Annotated in this window: 19 protein-coding genes; 14 read left to right on the top strand and 5 right to left on the bottom strand. The window is 43.2% G+C overall.

From position 1 onward, the window contains the following. Nucleotides 1-5: 5 nt before the first annotated feature. Nucleotides 6-1,190, bottom strand: coding sequence for a D-alanyl-D-alanine carboxypeptidase family protein (locus H8704_RS04015; RefSeq protein ID WP_249297427.1), 1,185 nt, complete (start codon nucleotides 1,188-1,190; stop codon nucleotides 6-8). Between the two features lie 254 nt (nucleotides 1,191-1,444). Here H8704_RS04015 and H8704_RS04010 point away from each other — a divergent pair, with 254 nt between their 5' ends. The 5 genes from H8704_RS04010 to H8704_RS03990 are packed head-to-tail and all read left to right on the top strand — an operon-like array spanning nucleotide 1,445 to nucleotide 6,630. Continuing rightward, nucleotides 1,445-2,878 (top strand): acyl-CoA carboxylase subunit beta, encoded by a 1,434-nt coding sequence (locus H8704_RS04010; protein WP_249297426.1) that lies wholly within the window; start codon nucleotides 1,445-1,447, stop codon nucleotides 2,876-2,878. A gap of 15 nt (nucleotides 2,879-2,893) precedes the next feature. Beyond that, entirely contained in the window at nucleotides 2,894-3,616 is a 723-nt protein-coding gene (locus H8704_RS04005; RefSeq protein ID WP_022464804.1) for an OadG family protein, read from the top strand. A gap of 44 nt (nucleotides 3,617-3,660) precedes the next feature. Then, the gene (locus H8704_RS04000; RefSeq protein ID WP_022464803.1) at nucleotides 3,661-4,023 is read left to right on the top strand and encodes a biotin/lipoyl-containing protein; all 363 of its coding nucleotides are present in this window, start codon (nucleotides 3,661-3,663) and stop codon (nucleotides 4,021-4,023) included. A gap of 18 nt (nucleotides 4,024-4,041) precedes the next feature. Then, nucleotides 4,042-5,190, top strand: a complete 1,149-nt coding sequence (locus H8704_RS03995; protein ID WP_022464802.1) for a sodium ion-translocating decarboxylase subunit beta — start codon at nucleotides 4,042-4,044, stop codon at nucleotides 5,188-5,190. Nucleotides 5,191-5,205: 15 nt separating this feature from the next. Then, complete coding sequence (locus H8704_RS03990; RefSeq protein ID WP_022464801.1) at nucleotides 5,206-6,630, top strand: oxaloacetate decarboxylase subunit alpha; 1,425 nt, start codon at nucleotides 5,206-5,208, stop codon at nucleotides 6,628-6,630. A 159-nt stretch (nucleotides 6,631-6,789) separates the two neighbouring features. On the opposite strand, the gene H8704_RS03985 is transcribed toward H8704_RS03990, so the two are convergent. Further along, entirely contained in the window at nucleotides 6,790-7,050 is a 261-nt protein-coding gene (locus H8704_RS03985; RefSeq protein ID WP_022464800.1) for a DUF4321 domain-containing protein, read from the bottom strand. 208 nt (nucleotides 7,051-7,258) lie between these two features. Here H8704_RS03985 and H8704_RS03980 point away from each other — a divergent pair, with 208 nt between their 5' ends. Beyond that, nucleotides 7,259-8,350, top strand: a complete 1,092-nt coding sequence (locus H8704_RS03980) for an LCP family protein (RefSeq protein WP_022464799.1) — start codon at nucleotides 7,259-7,261, stop codon at nucleotides 8,348-8,350. 183 nt (nucleotides 8,351-8,533) lie between these two features. After that, nucleotides 8,534-9,613, top strand: a complete 1,080-nt coding sequence (locus H8704_RS03975; RefSeq protein WP_249297425.1) for an LCP family protein — start codon at nucleotides 8,534-8,536, stop codon at nucleotides 9,611-9,613. A 124-nt stretch (nucleotides 9,614-9,737) separates the two neighbouring features. On the opposite strand, the gene H8704_RS03970 is transcribed toward H8704_RS03975, so the two are convergent. Further along, the gene (locus H8704_RS03970; protein ID WP_249297424.1) at nucleotides 9,738-10,955 is read right to left on the bottom strand and encodes a D-alanyl-D-alanine carboxypeptidase family protein; all 1,218 of its coding nucleotides are present in this window, start codon (nucleotides 10,953-10,955) and stop codon (nucleotides 9,738-9,740) included. A gap of 135 nt (nucleotides 10,956-11,090) precedes the next feature. Here H8704_RS03970 and H8704_RS03965 point away from each other — a divergent pair, with 135 nt between their 5' ends. From H8704_RS03965 to H8704_RS03935, 7 genes are all read left to right on the top strand, one after another. Continuing rightward, nucleotides 11,091-11,390, top strand: a complete 300-nt coding sequence (locus H8704_RS03965; protein WP_022464796.1) for a YhbY family RNA-binding protein — start codon at nucleotides 11,091-11,093, stop codon at nucleotides 11,388-11,390. Beyond that, the gene (gene nadD / locus H8704_RS03960; protein WP_249297423.1) at nucleotides 11,387-12,001 is read left to right on the top strand and encodes a nicotinate-nucleotide adenylyltransferase; all 615 of its coding nucleotides are present in this window, start codon (nucleotides 11,387-11,389) and stop codon (nucleotides 11,999-12,001) included. The genes H8704_RS03965 and nadD overlap by 4 nt, the downstream gene beginning before the upstream one ends. Nucleotides 12,002-12,005: 4 nt before the next feature. Further along, nucleotides 12,006-12,617, top strand: coding sequence for a bis(5'-nucleosyl)-tetraphosphatase (symmetrical) YqeK (gene yqeK / locus H8704_RS03955; protein ID WP_022464794.1), 612 nt, complete (start codon nucleotides 12,006-12,008; stop codon nucleotides 12,615-12,617). Nucleotides 12,618-12,641: 24 nt separating this feature from the next. Beyond that, nucleotides 12,642-12,995, top strand: coding sequence for a ribosome silencing factor (gene rsfS / locus H8704_RS03950; protein ID WP_022464793.1), 354 nt, complete (start codon nucleotides 12,642-12,644; stop codon nucleotides 12,993-12,995). Nucleotides 12,996-13,095: 100 nt separating this feature from the next. Further along, complete coding sequence (gene lexA, locus H8704_RS03945; protein WP_022464792.1) at nucleotides 13,096-13,710, top strand: transcriptional repressor LexA; 615 nt, start codon at nucleotides 13,096-13,098, stop codon at nucleotides 13,708-13,710. A gap of 190 nt (nucleotides 13,711-13,900) precedes the next feature. Continuing rightward, nucleotides 13,901-14,245, top strand: a complete 345-nt coding sequence (locus H8704_RS03940; protein WP_182439777.1) for a LysM peptidoglycan-binding domain-containing protein — start codon at nucleotides 13,901-13,903, stop codon at nucleotides 14,243-14,245. A 304-nt stretch (nucleotides 14,246-14,549) separates the two neighbouring features. Beyond that, the gene (locus H8704_RS03935) at nucleotides 14,550-15,959 is read left to right on the top strand and encodes an N-acetylmuramoyl-L-alanine amidase family protein (RefSeq protein WP_147354605.1); all 1,410 of its coding nucleotides are present in this window, start codon (nucleotides 14,550-14,552) and stop codon (nucleotides 15,957-15,959) included. A gap of 29 nt (nucleotides 15,960-15,988) precedes the next feature. On the opposite strand, the gene H8704_RS03930 is transcribed toward H8704_RS03935, so the two are convergent. Together H8704_RS03930 and H8704_RS03925 are read right to left on the bottom strand one after the other, a co-directional pair. Further along, the gene (locus tag H8704_RS03930) at nucleotides 15,989-17,053 is read right to left on the bottom strand and encodes a tyrosine-type recombinase/integrase (protein WP_249297422.1); all 1,065 of its coding nucleotides are present in this window, start codon (nucleotides 17,051-17,053) and stop codon (nucleotides 15,989-15,991) included. 200 nt (nucleotides 17,054-17,253) lie between these two features. After that, nucleotides 17,254-17,619: a BlaI/MecI/CopY family transcriptional regulator gene (locus H8704_RS03925; protein WP_022464788.1), complete on the bottom strand. Its 366-nt coding sequence runs from the start codon at nucleotides 17,617-17,619 to the stop codon at nucleotides 17,254-17,256. Nucleotides 17,620-17,781: the final 162 nt, after the last annotated feature.

The raw sequence follows: 17,781 nt of genomic DNA, 5'->3' as shown, positions 1-17,781 counted from the left end.
GCACATCACGAAAACACATAATTCCGAAATAAATGTTTTAACACATAGGGGAAATCCATGGCTGCAATATCCTGCCCTGTATAAAGCGGAGATTTTGTTAAAATCTCCCCATTTAGCAGGATTTCCTGACACCCCACGATATCCCCGCTGCGGACAGGTGCAGTCAGCTTCTCCGGCAGAGACGTCCGGATTTCCACGACGTCATCGGCCCGGAGTGGCAGCTGCAGACTGTCCGTATCTTCTTTTGACATAAATACAGTGACATTGTGATCACAGCCATTTTCCACAGACAGTTTCCAGGTATCGCGATCAGACGGGATCTCACAGGTTTTAAAACCTTCAAAGCCATAATCCATAAGCTTTGTGGTATCGGACCATTTATAGGTTTTATGAGGCGGCCATCCGCAGGCAAGGACAGCAGAGACCAGCGTACGGTTATTTTTGGTGGCGGCACCGCAGAAGCAGTAACCTGCATTCCCGGTAAAACCGGTTTTGATTCCCAGAGCCCCTTGATACATGCCAAGAAAGGCATCATGATTAGACACCTGAAAGCTGCGTTGTCCTGACGCATCCTGAAACTGATACTGAGGAGTCTGGATCACCTTTTGAAATTCTTTATTTTGAATCGCATAAGATGCAATCATACAAAGCTCTTTTGCTGTGGTATAATGCTCCGGATCATCCAGACCATTTGGTGTAACAAAATGCGTAGAAACACAGCCGATTTCCTCTGCCTTTTGGTTCATCAGCTCTGCAAATCCCTCCACGGACCCGCCAATGTGTTCCGCAATGGCAACGGCAGTATCATTATGGGATTCTAACATCAAAGAATACAGCAGATCTCCCAGACGATATTTTTCGCCTTCCCGGATATTTAGCTGAACATCCGGCATGGATGCCGCATAAGCAGATACTGTCACCATTTCATCCAGACAGCCGGATTCCAGTGCAAGAATACAAGTCATGATCTTGGTTGTGCTTGCCATTGGCATTTTTTTATTCTCATTTTGGGAAAGCAGAAATCTTCCGGATTCTGTATCCATCACGCAATATGCCTTTGCATAAAGAGATGACGGGGTAGAGGCAGCAACACTGGAACCAAGCTCCGATGCCGTCATACGGACAACCGGTACAATGGACTCTGCAGGCTTTTGGGATGGCTCCCAAAAAGCTTTTTCCCGTATTGCCATATGATTTTTTAATGGTTGTGTCAAAAGGAAAAGACAAAAGACAAGCAAAAGAAAACTTATGATTTTTTGCATGATATTACCCTGTATTTCATATAGAATTAACTAAATTATATGAAGAAACGGAAGAATCATTCTTTTTTCTTCCCGGAACAAAAAAATGGCGAAAAAACGGTTGCCATTTTTGCCCAAAAGAGATACACTTATACTTGGTGTAAATTTGTTATTATTATTACTACTATATAGGAGGTCAAAACATGAGTAACTCAAACACTATGTCTGCGAAAGACCGTATTGCGTCTTTAGTTGACGAGAATAGTTTTGTTGAACTCGGTGCTGGAATTACCAAGAGAAGCACAGATTTCAACATGCAGGAGAAATCCGTACCGGCAGATGGTGTCATCACCGGATATGGACTGATCCAGAACAATCCTGTCTATGTATACAGTCAGGACGCATCTGCACTGAATGGTACGATCGGAGAGATGCATGCAAAGAAGATTGCACACATCTATGAGCTTGCAATGAAGACAGGAGTACCTGTGATCGGTCTGATCGACTGCGCAGGAATGCGTCTTCAGGAGTCCACAGATGCCCTTGCAGGATTTGGTCAGATCTACAAGATGAAAGCAAAGGCTTCCGGAGTGATCCCACAGATCAGTGCCATCTTTGGTAACTGTGGTGGTGGTGTGGCTGTTATGGCTGCAATGAGCGATTTTACCTTTATGGAGCAGAACAACGGTAAGCTTTTCGTAAACTCTCCAAACACACTGGAGGGTAATTACACCGATAAGCTGGATACTGCATCTGCTGATTTCCAGAAAACAGCTTCTGTTGTAGATGTGATCTGCGACGGAGAGGCTGAGGTATTTGAAAACGTACGTAACCTCGTAAGTATTCTCCCGGAGAACAATAACGAGATCGGTGGTATGGAAGAGTGTCTGGATGATCTGAATCGTCTGGTTCCTGATTTTGCCGCTGAGGTTAAGGATCCTGCTGCAGCACTGGAAGATCTGGGCGACAATAACTTCTTCCTTGAGTTAAAGAAGGATTTCGCAAAAGAAATGGTTACAGGCTTTATCAGTCTTGACGGTATGACTGTAGGCTGCGTTGCCAACAGAACCGCTGTTTACGGCGAGGACGGCAGTGAGCAGGAGAGTTTTGAGGCCCGCCTGACATCTGACGGATGTGACAAAGCGGCTTCCTTTATCAAAACATGTGATGCATTTAATATTCCGATTCTGACCCTGACCAATGTAGAAGGCTTTGCTACTACAGTAGAAGAGGAGAAGACCATCGCTTCCAAGGCGGCTGCCCTTACTGCTGCATTTGCTGAGGCAGATGTTCCTAAGGTAAATCTGATCACAGGAAATGCTTACGGAAGTGCATACATCACCATGAACTCCAAGCACATCGGTGCAGATATGGTATTTGCCCTTCCTGATGCAAAGATCGGTATGATGGATGCCCAGGTTGCTGCCAAGATCATGTATGCTGACGATAAGGATGCTGATCTTGCTGCCAAGGCTGCTGAGTTTGCTTCCCAGTCCGGCACAGAAGCTGCTGCAGCCAGAGGGTATATTGATTCCATCATCAGCCCTGAGGCAGCCAGAAAACAGTTAATTTTCGCATTTGAGCTTCTGTTCACAAAAAGTGAGTATCCAATCGGCAAGAAGCATGGAACCATCTAAGAAGGAGAGGCATTTATGAAAAGAAAATTATTATTATTTTTCTGTGTTTTATCCTGTGTATTGATGGTATCCGGCTGTTCTTTAGTCCGTGGAAATGAAAACTTTGACAAGAAAACGCTGGAACAGCAGACAGACAACTTCCTGACAAGCTGGTTTGCAGCAGATTTTGAGGGAACCATTTCCACATATAAAGATCAGATGAATGATACAACCCTTGCACAGTATAAGCTTTATGCAAAGCAGAAGGCACAGTATAAGGGATTAAAGAAAAAAGAAAAAACAGAGTTTACGATCACCACAGACTCCGCTACAGTTACAGAGACAATCCTGTGCGAGAGCGGAGACAAGGTTCTTGCAAGTCTGACCTTCGACAAGGACGGTCAGATCCAGACAGACGACAGTGGCAACTATTCATTCAAATTTGATGAATATAAAACTCTGGGCCAGAAAATGCAGAAGGCAGGTCTGAATACGATCCTGAGTATGTCTATCGTATTCCTGGTGCTGATCTTTATCAGTCTCCTGATCAGCTGCTTCAAATTCATTGGTCTCATTGGCAAAGGAAAAGCAGAGAAAGCTCCTGTGGCAGCAGCCGCACCTGTGGCACCGGTCGCTTCCGAGCCTGAGAACCTGGTAGATGACCTGGAATTAGTTGCTGTGATCACCGCAGCCATTGCCGCTGCTTCTGAAACAGAAAGCGCAGACGGACTTGTTGTTCGTTCTATTATCCGTCGATAATAGCTAACAAATAAACGATTGAATTTATTAAATGGAGGATTATCATGAAAAATTATACAATTACAGTAAATGGAACTGTTTATGACGTAACTGTAGAAGAGGGAACAGGTTCTGCGGCTCCTGCTGCAGCAAGCGCACCAAAAGCTGCTCCTAAGGCAGCTAAGCCGGCAGCACCAAAGGCTGCAGGTGCAGGTGCTGTTAAGGTTAACGCACCAATGCCAGGTAAGATCCTTTCTGTAAAGGCATCTGTCGGACAGGCAGTGAAGAAGGGGGATGTGATTCTTATTCTTGAGGCTATGAAGATGGAGAACGAGGTTGTTGCACCTGAAGACGGTACTGTAGCAAGCATCGATGTTGCTGCCGGAGATTCTGTTGAAGCTGGTGCTGTACTTGCAACACTGAACTAATTTTAGGAGGGAATAACTTTGGATTATATTATCTCAACGCTTGAGAATCTGGCCGGCCAGACAGCGTTCACCACGCTGACTCCAGGTAACTACCTGATGATCCTGGTAGGCTGTGTCTTTCTCTATTTAGCGATCAAAAAAGAGTATGAGCCATTGTTGCTGGTTCCGATTGCCTTTGGTATGATCCTGGTAAATATTTATCCGGACATCATGGCCAATCCGGAGGACACCTCCAATGGCGTTGGTGGATTGTTACATTATTTCTATATTCTCGATGAGTGGAGTATCCTGCCATCACTGATCTTCCTTGGAGTCGGTGCTATGACAGATTTCGGTCCACTGATTGCGAATCCGATGAGCTTTTTGCTGGGTGCTGCCGCTCAGTTCGGTATCTTTTCCGCTTATCTTATTGCAATCCTCTGGGGATTCAACGATAAGGCAGCAGCCGCTATCTCAATCATCGGTGGTGCCGATGGTCCTACTTCTATTTTCCTCTGTGGTAAGTTAAAGCAGACGGAGTATATGGGACCGATCGCCGTGGCGGCATATTCTTATATGTCACTGGTGCCGATCATCCAGCCACCGATCATGAAGCTTTTTACCACAGAAAAAGAGCGTAAGATCAAAATGGAACAGCTTCGTCCTGTATCCAAACTGGAGAAGATTCTTTTCCCTATTATCGTAACGATCGTTGTATGTCTGCTTCTGCCGACAACAGCACCTCTGGTAGGTATGCTGATGCTTGGTAACCTGTTCAAGGAGTCCGGCGTAGTAAAACAGCTGACAGAGACAGCATCCAATGCATTAATGTATATCGTTGTTATTCTGCTTGGTACTTCCGTTGGTGCATCAACATCTGCTGAGGCATTCTTAAGACTCAGTACATTAAAGATCGTTGGTCTTGGTCTGATTGCTTTCGCAATCGGTACCGCTTCCGGTGTATTATTCGGAAAACTGATGTGCTTCGTCACAAAGGGCAAGGTCAATCCTTTGATTGGTTCTGCCGGTGTATCTGCCGTTCCAATGGCGGCTCGTGTATCCCAGAAGGTTGGAGCAGAAGCAGATCCTACAAACTTCCTGCTGATGCATGCAATGGGACCAAACGTTGCCGGAGTTATCGGTACTGCTGTGGCAGCCGGCGTATTTATGGCAATCTTTGGAATTTAGAATTGGAGGAGAATCATGGCTAATAAAGAGAAATCTATTGAAAAGAAACCTTTAAAAATAACAGAAACCATTCTGCGTGATGCTCATCAGTCTCTGATCGCCACCAGAATGACCACAGAGCAGATGCTTCCGATCGTAGACAAGATGGATCAGATCGGATACCATGCAGTAGAGTGCTGGGGTGGTGCTACATTTGATGCTTCCCTTCGTTTCCTCAAGGAGGATCCATGGGAGAGACTTCGTAAATTAAGAGACGGTTTCAAAAACACAAAGCTGCAGATGCTTTTCCGTGGACAGAATATCCTCGGTTACAATCATTATGCAGATGACGTGGTAGAGTATTTCGTACAGAAATCCATCGCAAACGGTATTGATATTATCCGTATCTTTGACTGTCTGAACGATCTCCGTAACCTGGAGACCGCAGTAAAGGCAGCCAACAAAGAAAACGGTCATGCACAGATTGCTCTTTCCTATACTCTGGGTGATGCATATACTCTGGATTACTGGAAAGATATGGCAAAGAGAATTGAGGATATGGGTGCCAAATCCCTTTGTATCAAGGATATGGCAGGTCTCTTAGTTCCTGTCAAGGCTACTGAGCTTGTTCAGGCATTGAAGGAGTCCGTTGATATTCCAATCGATCTTCATACCCATTACACCTCCGGTGTAGCTTCTATGACTTATATGAAGGCAGTAGAGGCAGGCTGCGATATCATCGATACCGCAATCTCTCCATTTGCTATGGGTACTAGCCAGCCTGCTACAGAGGTTATGGTTGAGGCGTTCAAGGGCACACCTTATGATACCGGTCTTGATCTTGATAAGCTTGCAGAGATCGCTGATTACTTCCGTCCAATGCGTGAGGAAGCATTAAAGACTGGCCTGATGAATACAAAGGTGCTCGGGGTTAATATCCAGACACTGCGTTATCAGGTACCTGGCGGAATGCTTAGTAACCTGGTATCCCAGCTCAAAGAAATGGGGCAGGAGGACAAGTACGAGCAGGTACTTGAGGAAGTACCAAAGGTTCGTAAGGACTTCGGTGAGCCACCTCTTGTAACACCTTCTTCACAGATCGTTGGTACACAGGCTGTTCTGAATGTAGTATCCGGCGAGCGTTATAAGATGGTAACAAAAGAGTCCAAGAAACTCCTTTCCGGAGAGTTCGGACAGACTGTAAAGCCATTTGATAAGGAAGTACAGAAGAAGTGTATTGGTGATACCAAACCGATCACATGCCGTCCAGCCGATCTAATCAAGCCTCAGCTTGCAGATATCGAGAAGGAAATGGCTCAGTACAAGCAGCAGGATGAGGACGTGCTTTCCTACGCACTGTTCCCACAGGTAGCAACTGAGTTCTTCAAATACCGTGAGGCACAGCAGAACAAGGTAGATGCAGCCGCTGCTGATACCGAGAGCAAGGCTTATCCGGTTTAATCTATCTACGAAAACGTAATATAGAAACATAAAAAAATACTCCGGCAAAGATCCGAAATAAATTCGGTTTTGCCGGAGTATTTTTTAATTATGTACCAGTAATAAAAACAGGTTCCTTTTCTGATCTATCATTCAACAACAGTTCTTTTAAATATTGCATTAAATAAAATGATAAATAATAATTGCAATAATAATTCCAAGAATGCTTCCCAGTGTGATCTTTACCGAAAGACCAAAAGTCAGCACCAGGATCCCAAGATCAAGCCTGAATGGGTGTGTCAGACCAAATTTCTGTCCATAGCTGAGCCATGAAAGAGCAGAAACGCCTGCAGTTGCCTGAGCAATAAAGCTGCCGATCACGATCCCTGCCAGAAGCAGCAAAAACAGTGCCCAGTTATTTTTTCCGGCACCACGAGCCATATGATTCACCTCATTTCTAATAAAAATAATATCTGCTTTATTATAAAGGAAGTACATATGTTCGTCAAGAGATTGTCCTGCAAATTCATGTTGTATTTCTGAATAGTTTCTGAAAGATTATGAATCGGACTTGTGAAACACTGCGTAATAGTGTATGATGCATATGTATGTAATCAAATAATGTATATATAGGAAGATGAGGATTAAAATGAAAAAAACGAAGAAAAAAAACAGACGGATCGTTCCAAAGGTGCTCTTTGGACTTGCTCTGTGTGCCAGCATATTTGCCGGCTTCTGGATTGCCCGGACACAGATCGTATTCAGCTCTGTCAATCAAAATAAGGACAATGCCTTCAAGGAGGTTAAACTCCCGAAGGGCAATTACAAGAGTGATAACAACATCGTAAATATTCTGGTCATCGGTAATGATTACCGTAAGGAGACCGGATATACAGCAGCAGGGCTTCCTGATGTTATTATGATCGCCACACTGGATAAAAAGCACAAAAATCTTAAGCTGACTTCTCTGTTGCGTGATCAGATCGTTGAGATCCCCGGACATGGTCAGAACCGTCTGAATTCATGCTTCGGCTATGGAGAGGATGGTCCGACACTTCTTTATAAGACCATTGCACAGAACTTTAATATCAAGCTTGACGGCTATGTAGAAGTAGGCTTTGATGCGGTAAAGGCCATTGTCAACGCCGTAGGAGGAGTGGATATCGAGCTTACAGAATCGGAGGCCGCATATCTGAATGCCACCAATTACATCCGTCCTGCCAAATACCGCAATGTGAAGGCAGGCAAGCACACCTTAAACGGAGCACAGGCTCTCGGTTACAGCCGTATCCGTAAAACCGCCAAAGGAATTACCCCTGTCACACCAAACGGCAAAATGGACGATTACGGTCGTACATGGCGTCAGAGAAATGTCATTAACGCTATCTTCAATAAGGCAAAAGGGACCTCCCTGCCAAAGCTTATGGACTTGGCACAGACCATTCTCAGCAAATATGTGACCACAGATCTTAGCAGTCAGGATATCATCGGATATATGAAGGATGTAGTTATGATGGGAACGATGGAGATTTATCAGCTGCAGATTCCGATGGATAATTATTTTACGACGCAGAGAGATTATTATGCACCGGGTTCCACCACAAACCTCGGTTCTGTCATCCTACCGGATATGACAGCCAATACCGCTGCATTAAATGATTTTATCTTTAAATATAAAGGCACAGAAGGGCAGGAGTATACCTATACTTCCGGCAGCGGAACCACCACACCGGCACAATAGACACAAAAAGGGCAAAACAGTGTTTTTGCCCTTTTTATATAAAATTTTCCTCTACAATTTATTTTCAAAATATTCTCAATCAATCCCGTTTTTTGTACACTATCTCTTGCATATTTCTCAGGTATCATGTAAAATATATAAGTATTTATTGCAAAAACTATAAGATAAATGTGAGGATTACATATGTGGGTTAAAAGAGTACTTTATGTAGTAGCACTGATTGTCAGCGGTGCACTGGGATTCGTAGCCGCCAAAGGGCAGGTAGCTGTATTGGATACCCTTGATGTGGTGCAGAGAGATTATGATACCTCTTTATCAAAGGTAGATCTGTCCGGTATCCGGGTCAATTCCGATGACAATATTGTCAATGTACTTCTGGTGGGAAATGACTACCGAAAGGAGAATGGTTATGCTGCCGCCGGTCTGACCGATACCATGCTGATCGCTACATTGGATATGAAGCACGGCACATTAAAGCTCACAACACTGATGCGTGATATGCTGGTAGAGATTCCGGATCATGGCAGCAATAAGTTAAATTCCGCCAATACCTTTGGTGGAATCGAGCTTCTTTATAAAACGATTGCACAGAATTTTAACATCCAGTTAGATGGATACGTTGAAGTCAGCTTTGATGCATTTAAAACCATCGTCAATGATGTCGGCGGTGTGGAGATCGAGCTCACAGAATCTGAAGCTGCATATCTGAATGCCACTAACTATATCCGTCCCGCCAAGTACCGCAATGTAAAAGCTGGAAAACACACGCTGAACGGAGCGCAGGCTCTTGGTTACTGCCGTATCCGTAAATATGCAAAAGGTATTCAGCCGGTGACACCGACCGGCCAGATTGATGATTACGGCCGTACCTGGCGTCAGAGAAATGCCATTACCAGTATTTTCAATAAGGTCAAGAAAATGCCAATGTCCAAATGGCTGGACATTGCAAAAGATGTCCTGAAAAAGAATGTAAAAACCGATCTGACCAACAAACAGATCATTAATTATATTAAGGATGTCGTTATGATGGGTACCACTACGATCCATCAGCTGCAGATTCCTGTGAATCCATACTTCTCCGGTGGAAATGTTCCGGGTGTTGGCTCCTGTCTTTCTATCCAGAAGGAGTATCAGGCAGATGCCATTAACCAGTTTATTTTTAAGTATAATGGTAAAAACGGAGAGTTCGAGTATACTCCGTCCAGTGATGTCAGTGGTTACTCCGACAGCAGTGCGACCGTTTCTCCGTCTCCGGCACAATAATACAGACCATGAATATACAAAGATGAGACAATATCAAAAGGAAATCCAACGCAGTTTTCTGCATGGATTTCCTTTTTGAGTGTATCGGAAAATGCCATATATCAATGATTGATTCTTTGTAATATTAAGCAACAAACCATCGTTTAAGAAGCTTTCCCAGGCAGTCGGTATATGTTGCCTTTGGCACATTTCTGGCAGCATAGACCGGGATTTCTTCCAGAGTCTGGTTATTCATTGTATAAACAATTCTGCCGATCATATCCCCCTTCCGGATCGGTGCCGTAAGATCCTTTTTATACTCAATCCGACGTTCGATCTGATCTCCGGATTCCCCTTTGCACAGGGTGTAAGAAAAATCCTTTGATATATACGGAATTACCGTTTCTGATACACCATTTTTGACCGGAATCGCAGGCAGCTTCAAAGCCGTAGTCTGATCCTCAAAACCGGTACAGTTCGCAAAACCGTAATCCAGCAGAGATGCAGCCTGACTAAAACGGATCTTGGGATCCGGAGCCGCCATCACGACTGCTGTAAGGCTCACAGCCGCACGGGATGCTGTCGCTGAAAGGCAGTATTTTGCCTTTGATGTGGAACCGGTTTTTAATCCCGTGATTCCCTGATATGTCCGGATCAGCTTATTGGTATTGGTCAGTCCAAACTGTGTGTCCCCCTTTTTGGTTGAATGGGTGATCTCATCCATCCAGATGGTAGAGTAGTGGCTGATCTGCGGATAGCCGGAGATCAATGCCCGTGACATCAACGCCACATCATACGCACTGCTGTAATGACCACTTTCAATGGAATCATCCAGACCATTGCAATTCATAAAATGCGTATGCTTCATCCCCAGTTCCTTTGCCTTATGGTTCATCTGGTCCACAAAGGCCTGCTCGGAGCCTGCAACATATTCCGCCATGGCAACAGCCGCATCATTGGCACTTGCCACACTGATACATTTGATCATGGTATCCACCGTCTGCGTCTCCCCCGGTTCCAGAAACACCTGTGAGCCTCCCATGGACGCTGCATATTCGCTGACAGAAACAGCATCCTCCAGATGGATCTGTCCCTTTTCCAGCGCATCAAAGATCAGCAGCAGAGTCATGATCTTTGTAATACTGGCAGGAATCAGTTCTTTGTCTTTTTCCTTCTCATATAAGATACGCCCGCTGCTGTTTTCGATCAAAACTGCGGACTGCGCAGTAATATCCATCGTATTATTTTCTTCGGCCTTCTTTTCCTCCTGTGCATAAACCGTCACATTATGTATTGGATCTCCCAGGCTGCCGGCAAACAGCAGCACTGCTAAAAACAGGGCAAACGCTTTTTGATACTTCATAGGAAACCTCATATCTCCTTCAATTACCATAATATATTGTACAAAATGCAGGATTATTCCAAAAAGTGTTTGGCAACCGCCACATCTTCGTTTATAATAGGTATGAAAAACCCAAAGAAAGGCATGGTAATAAATATGACAAGTAAAGAACGGGCAGAGTTAAAATCCCAGGCAATGACAATGGACAGCATCTTCCAGATTGGCAAGGCAAGTCTGACACCCCAGATGACCCAGGCGATCCGTGATGCACTCCACGCCAGAGAGCTGATCAAAATATCCGTATTAAAAAACTGTACAGATGATCCAAAAGAGCTTGCACGGATTCTGGCAGAGCGTACCGGCTCCCAGGTAGTTCAGGTCATTGGCAAGAAAATTGTCTTATATAAATTAAATCCCGAAAAGGAAAAGAAAAGAAGGGATGCTGCCAAAAAATGAGTCAGATCGGTATTATGGGAGGCACCTTTAATCCCATTCATAATGCTCATCTGACCATGGCTATGGCTGCATATGAGCAGGCAGGACTTGACCGGATCTGGTTTATGCCATCCAAAAATCCCCCTCATAAAAACTCCTCCGAAATTATTTCTGAGGAGCACCGCAGTAATATGATCAAACAGGCGATCAAAGACACACCATATTTTGCATTTTCAGATTTTGAGCTGCGCCATGAGGGAACAACCTACACGGCCCAAACTCTGAAACGGCTGCAAAAAACATATCCTGATCACCGGTTTTATTTTCTGATGGGCGGAGATTCCCTGTTTGAACTGGAAACCTGGTATCACCCGGAAATGATCATGAAAATGACAACGATCCTGGCATTTTCCCGAAACGGAGAAACCATGCAGCAGATGTATGAAAGAGCGGCTTACCTGACCAGCAATTATCAGGCTGATATCCGGATTCTTTCTATGCCGGATATGCCCATCAGCTCCAGTCTGATTCGCAGCCGGATCTTGTCCGGTCTATCGGTGAGCCAGATGATTCCTCCCGACGTGGAGAAGTATATTTTCAAAGAAAATTTATATACTACAAAGGAAGTGTAAGCACATGCTGGATAATGAGCAACTAGAGCAGATTCAGAAAAAGCTCCAAAAAAATATAACTTCTAAAAGATACTGCCATACTATTGGCGTAATGCACACCTCAATTTCCATGGCCATGCGATATGGTGCTGATCTGCAGCAGGCGGCTCTGGCCGGTTTACTGCATGACTGTGCCAAATGCCTTGACGATAAGGAAATGCTGCGCCAGTGTGATAAATACGATATTCCATGCAATAAAACAGAAAAAAAGCAGCCTTATCTGCTTCACGCAAAGCTTGGAGCCTGCTATGCTGCCCAAAAATACGGAGTGGAAGAGGACGCCGTCTGCAGTGCCATACGTTATCATACTACGGGACGTCCCGGTATGAGCCTGTTGGAAGCAATCGTATTTACCGCGGATTATATTGAGCCAAACCGCAAAATGCTGGAGCATCTGCCGGTCATCCGTAAAATGGCCTTTATTGATCTGGAGGAAGCCGTCTATATGATCCTACGGGATACCGTAGAGTACCTCGGAAAAGGCGATAAAGAAAAAACCGATCAGATCGAGCATCACACACTGGAAGCATATGATTACTATAAACGACTGCACGAAAAAAAGCGCGGAGACTCATAATTACAGCACAGAAAGGAAAATTCTATGGAACAGTCAAAGAAAATGGCATTAACCGCTTATGAAGCATTAGATGAAAAAAAAGCCGAGGAGATTAAAGTTATTGGAATCGGCGAGATCTCCATTCTGGCGGATTATTTTATCATCGCAGGAGGAGGAAGCAAACCGCAGCTGCAGGCAATGATCAATAATGTGCAGGAAAAAATGCATGAAGCCGGCTTTGATGTGAAACGGATCGAGGGGAACCGGGACAGCAGCTGGATCCTGATGGATTACGGCGATCTGGTGGTTCACCTGTTCAACCGGGATGACCGCCTGTTCTATGATCTGGAGCATATCTGGTCCGACGGAAAACAGATCGATATTCGGGAACTGCGCTAAGAACATTTGTTTGACAAAAAAACTTACTTGTGATATCCTAATAAAAAGAACTTGTGTTTGCATCTTTTTATCTTGAATACTAGAAAAGGAGACCCCTGCTGTGGAAAAAGGAAGAATATCACCGAAACAATTAGAAATATTGGAATATATCAAATCAGAAATATTAAATCGCGGATACCCACCGGCTGTCCGTGAAATCTGTGAGGCTGTTCATCTGAAATCAACCTCCTCCGTTCATTCTCACCTGGAGACTCTTGAGAAAAACGGCTATATCCGCCGGGATCCCACGAAACCCCGCGCTATCGAGATCGTAGATGATGATTTTAATCTTGTGCGCCGGGAGATCGTAAATGTTCCCCTGATCGGAAATGTTGCTGCCGGAGAACCAATCTTCGCAGAGCAGAACATCGAGGGATATTTTCCGCTTCTGGCAGATGATATGCCATCTGGAGAGGCTTTTATGCTGAAGGTCAAAGGAGAGAGTATGATCAATGTTGGTATTTATGACGGAGATCATATCATTGTACATAAGCAGAACACAGCCCGCAATGGAGATCTGGTGGTCGCACTGGTTGACGATTCCGCTACAGTAAAGACTTTTTACAAAGAGAAAGGTCATTTCCGTTTACAGCCGGAAAACGATACGATGGAACCGATCATTGTCAATGAAGTAGAGATTCTTGGAACCGTTGCCGGTTTATACCGCAGATATTAGAGAGATCGATCAAAGCCTGATCACGTTTGATATACCGTGATCAGGCTTTTTTGTATATAATAAACTTATTAGAACTTTTGTTCGATTTTCTATTGACAAACATCTGTTCGTGTGCTATATTAATATCACAGAACAGATGTTTGTATTTGTTTTTTAACATTACATAGGATTTTATCGAATGGAGGTCATTATGATGAAAAATTACAAATTTATCGTACCATGCGTGATCATTGCTTTCCTGATGGGACTGCTCGTTATGAGTGGCATCAGCAGAATCTCAGCATCACCAGCGAGGACACAGGCTGCCAATATCCGTGAGAAACGTATCGTATCTGTTATGGTAGAGGAGAATGATAGTATCTGGTCTATTGCAAAGCGTTACTATACAGAGGAATGTGGCTCCATGAAGGATTATATTGCAGAAATTAAGAAATGTAATTCCATCACTACCGACACCATTTACGCCGGCCGTCCATTGATTCTGCCTGTCTGGGCATCCGATGCGGAGCTTCCGGATTTAGAAAAGAGTCTGTAATCCCCCCGGTTTTCCTGCAACATTCTCAATGAATGGCAGACGAAACCATTACATTCTTTTCATTATAAGATAGAATTTATTTCATCTGTTTTGAGTAAAACCTTATACACAATTATCCCCCTTTCTGCATATGAATTCTCGCTGAAACATATTTAATCCGCCAGATTATGGAACATTCCATATCCGGCGGATTTTATTTTCTCCGGATCATTTTTCTGGAATATCTCACTTTTGCCTTGAATTTGCAACATTTATTTTGTAGTATATTATGATGTGAGAAGAAAAAAGAAACGAGGGATAAATATTGAAATACTACAGTAGTTTAATTCGATTATTATTAACCATATTGATGATCAGCATTCTTTCATTTCAGCCATATATCGCATCTGCCGAGGAAACCACAGCTACCGGAGATGTAGAGGTGGAAACCGACGAACTGGAAGATATCGACTATGATACCGATGACACCGATGGCGTCTTTTTAGATATCGACGTGATTCCGGATGATTATGACCATTCTGTTTATTCAGCCGCCCTCAGCACTGTATATCTGGAAGAGAACACAGCCGGTGGCGATCAGGAGCTTTCTCTCCTTACAGACCGTAGTATGGATTCTGAGCAGATCAAAACATCAATTGAGGAAGAAAAAGGTGTATTGACCTGCGTATTTCCAAACACATACAATGCCGTAGGAGAATTAAAAAAGGCAGTCACGAATTCCTTTGTAAAGAATATATCGATATCTAAAACAGAGAGCACTGTCACTGTAACCATCAAATATCAGTCAACCTGTATAGTTTCTACAACATATGACGAACAGGGCGTTTCCTTTACCTTTTCAAAAGCATCCTACTCCATACGCATCCATCTTCCGGAAGGAGTAACAGGAAATCAGATTACAGATATCGATTATTATTACGATCACAAATTTGTCTTGAAAATCCCAGGAAAGTGGAAGAGCTTTTATGATCAGTATCCGATTCTTCAAAGAAATAATGCAATTACCTCTTTGAAAGTTTCACAGTCCGGAAATCACACCCTGATCACTGTAAAAACATCAAGACTGCAGGGTTACAAATATGAACAGCAGGGCGATTATCTTTTTGTAAATGTCAATGATCCCCGTAAGATATACAAAAATATTGTTGTATTGGATGCCGGACATGGCGGGAAAGATTTTGGTGCCAGAAGCCGTGGAGCCAAAGAAAAAAATATCAACTTCAAAATAATATATACTCTGGCAAAAGAATATTTCAATAGTTCTGCCTCAAATGTCAAGGCATACTGGTCCCGTTACAACGATAAATTTATATCCTTATCTGCCAGAGCGCGTTTTGCCTCTGAGGTTCAGGCCGATCTCTTTGTAAGCCTCCATATGAACAGTGCGCCAAATACAAGAGCAAACGGAATGGAGGTTTATTATGCCCGCAGCAACAACGGCGTATCTTCCATGGGGCTGAAAAGTCAGACATTGGCACGCCGCATGCATGACCAGTTAGAAGAGAATCTCAGTATCCCAAGCCGTGGTGTAAAAAAAGCAGAGTTTTATGTATTGCGCCACAATACCGTTCCTGCCATTCTGATAGAGCTTGGCTTTATCTCCGGTAACAGGGATCACAACAAGATTACATCTTCCGGTTACCAGAAAAATGCAGCCAAAAACATCTACGACTGCATTTCCAATGTATTTAAATCATATCCAACCGGTCGATGATCTTTACCATTCTGATCGGATAACATTCATTATTTTTTGCGAAGTGTAACCGCATCCGCCGCACTTCTTTTTTGCGCATCATCCATTGCCGCATAATGCTTTCGGGTGGTATTTACGTCATTATGGCCCAGAACCTCTGCTACAAGATAAATATCACCTGTCTGTTGATATAAAGCCGTGCCATAGGTGCTGCGAAGCTTATGAGGTGTAATATGCTTAAACGTCGTAATCTGGGACGTATACTCATTTACAAGATTTTCTACTCCCTGGACACTGATTCGGCGTTTTTGAATGGAATAGAAGAGGGCATGTTCATGCCCTTCTTTTGCTTTTACATGGACACGTTCCTCTTTAATATAATTCTTCAGAGCTTCTGCAACCTCTGCTCCAAAATATACATATTCCTCCTTACCGCCTTTTCGAATGATACGGATACGGTTATTCCGGAAATCCACATCCTCAACATCCAGGCCAACACATTCCGAAACACGGATACCTGTTCCTAAAAACAACGTAAATATCGCAATATTACGCAATTTATTTTTCTCATAATAAACCTTTTTCATACCGGATAAATTGTCACCACCTCGTTCAACGAGATCCAGAAGCTCACTGACTTCCTCTGAATCCAGTCTGATGATTTCCCTATCGTGAAGCTTTGGCATATCTACAACAACCGTAGGATTATTCTTGATAAGATCTCTTTTTTGATAATATAGAAAAAAGCTTCTCAGAGAAGAAAACTTTCGCTTAATACCTCGTTCATCATTCGTAAACACCTGATCCTCATACTTATAATACTTAAGATATTCCAGATATTCCTCAATATCAACCGGCTGCAGCTGTTCCAAATCCTGAAGCCGGATATCAGTCATCTGTGCATCCTGAAACATAGGATTCTGTGCCAAAAGAAATCGGAAAAAGGTACGAATATCATATCCGTAACCAATCCGGGTCTTTGCAGTGGTCGTTGGTTCAATTCCACGAAAATAATCCCGGCAAAAAGACGGCATAGTTTTCAAAAGCTCCCGCAGTTTAACTGTATTTTGATTTGATGTGCTTTGATGATATGTTTGTATATTGGATGTTCCCATAAGTATAAACAGCTCCTTGATCGAAATTTATGCTGAAAAATGCACACTGTAATGAATCGCAAAAAATGCGATGCAGTCCATCAATCCAGTATATGTGCCTTTTTTCGGATATATTTTACCATATCCGGGTAAATGACGCAAGCTCTGTTTGAAAAACTTGAGTTTATCCAAGAGAGGTATTTTGAGAAAGACAGATACTGCTATCTGCCCTGGTTCGATATAATTTTTTGAAGCGCATTTAATTCTGATGCTCCAAGCTTTTGATTGGCCAGATAAGACTGTATAAAGTTTTCCAACGATCCATTATACATCTGATTCAGCAATGCCTTTGTTTCAATTTCCTGGATTTTTCTTTTCGTGATATTGGCACGACAGATGAAACCGGGATCTTCTCTGGTGACAGCTCCCTTGTCAATCAATCGCTTGATAACCGTATATGTCGTATTTTTTTCCCAGCCAATATACTCCTTAATGATCTTAGAAATATCTCTAGCCGCCAAAGCCTTGTTAGACCATAACAGCTCCATAACATTTAATTCACCTTCATGTAAACGTATCTCTTTCATGAATTAATCCTCCAGTTTCTTATAACCCCAAACAAAGCAGTAAACAAATCTTTTACCTATCAAAAAAGTAACTCCTTTTTCTATATCAAGCATATCATTCTACAAATGTATCGTCCTATGATAGTGCTGTAGAACATCATCAAAAACTGATATGCTTTTATT

It is taken from the genome of Jutongia huaianensis (assembly GCF_014384985.1).
GTDB lineage: Bacteria > Bacillota > Clostridia > Lachnospirales > Lachnospiraceae > Jutongia > Jutongia huaianensis.
This window is presented reverse-complemented; position numbering and strand designations above follow the sequence as displayed.

Coding starts and splice junctions, on each gene's coding strand:
- H8704_RS04015 (WP_249297427.1), bottom strand. CDS start 1,190: ATGGCAATACGGGAAAAAGCTTTTTGGGAGCCATCCCAAAAGCCTGCA.
- H8704_RS04010 (WP_249297426.1), top strand. CDS start 1,445: ATGAGTAACTCAAACACTATGTCTGCGAAAGACCGTATTGCGTCTTTA.
- H8704_RS04005 (WP_022464804.1), top strand. CDS start 2,894: ATGAAAAGAAAATTATTATTATTTTTCTGTGTTTTATCCTGTGTATTG.
- H8704_RS04000 (WP_022464803.1), top strand. CDS start 3,661: ATGAAAAATTATACAATTACAGTAAATGGAACTGTTTATGACGTAACT.
- H8704_RS03990 (WP_022464801.1), top strand. CDS start 5,206: ATGGCTAATAAAGAGAAATCTATTGAAAAGAAACCTTTAAAAATAACA.
- H8704_RS03985 (WP_022464800.1), bottom strand. CDS start 7,050: ATGGCTCGTGGTGCCGGAAAAAATAACTGGGCACTGTTTTTGCTGCTT.
- H8704_RS03980 (WP_022464799.1), top strand. CDS start 7,259: ATGAAAAAAACGAAGAAAAAAAACAGACGGATCGTTCCAAAGGTGCTC.
- H8704_RS03975 (WP_249297425.1), top strand. CDS start 8,534: ATGTGGGTTAAAAGAGTACTTTATGTAGTAGCACTGATTGTCAGCGGT.
- H8704_RS03970 (WP_249297424.1), bottom strand. CDS start 10,955: ATGAAGTATCAAAAAGCGTTTGCCCTGTTTTTAGCAGTGCTGCTGTTT.
- H8704_RS03965 (WP_022464796.1), top strand. CDS start 11,091: ATGACAAGTAAAGAACGGGCAGAGTTAAAATCCCAGGCAATGACAATG.
- nadD (WP_249297423.1), top strand. CDS start 11,387: ATGAGTCAGATCGGTATTATGGGAGGCACCTTTAATCCCATTCATAAT.
- yqeK (WP_022464794.1), top strand. CDS start 12,006: ATGCTGGATAATGAGCAACTAGAGCAGATTCAGAAAAAGCTCCAAAAA.
- rsfS (WP_022464793.1), top strand. CDS start 12,642: ATGGAACAGTCAAAGAAAATGGCATTAACCGCTTATGAAGCATTAGAT.
- H8704_RS03940 (WP_182439777.1), top strand. CDS start 13,901: ATGATGAAAAATTACAAATTTATCGTACCATGCGTGATCATTGCTTTC.
- H8704_RS03930 (WP_249297422.1), bottom strand. CDS start 17,053: ATGGGAACATCCAATATACAAACATATCATCAAAGCACATCAAATCAA.
- H8704_RS03925 (WP_022464788.1), bottom strand. CDS start 17,619: ATGAAAGAGATACGTTTACATGAAGGTGAATTAAATGTTATGGAGCTG.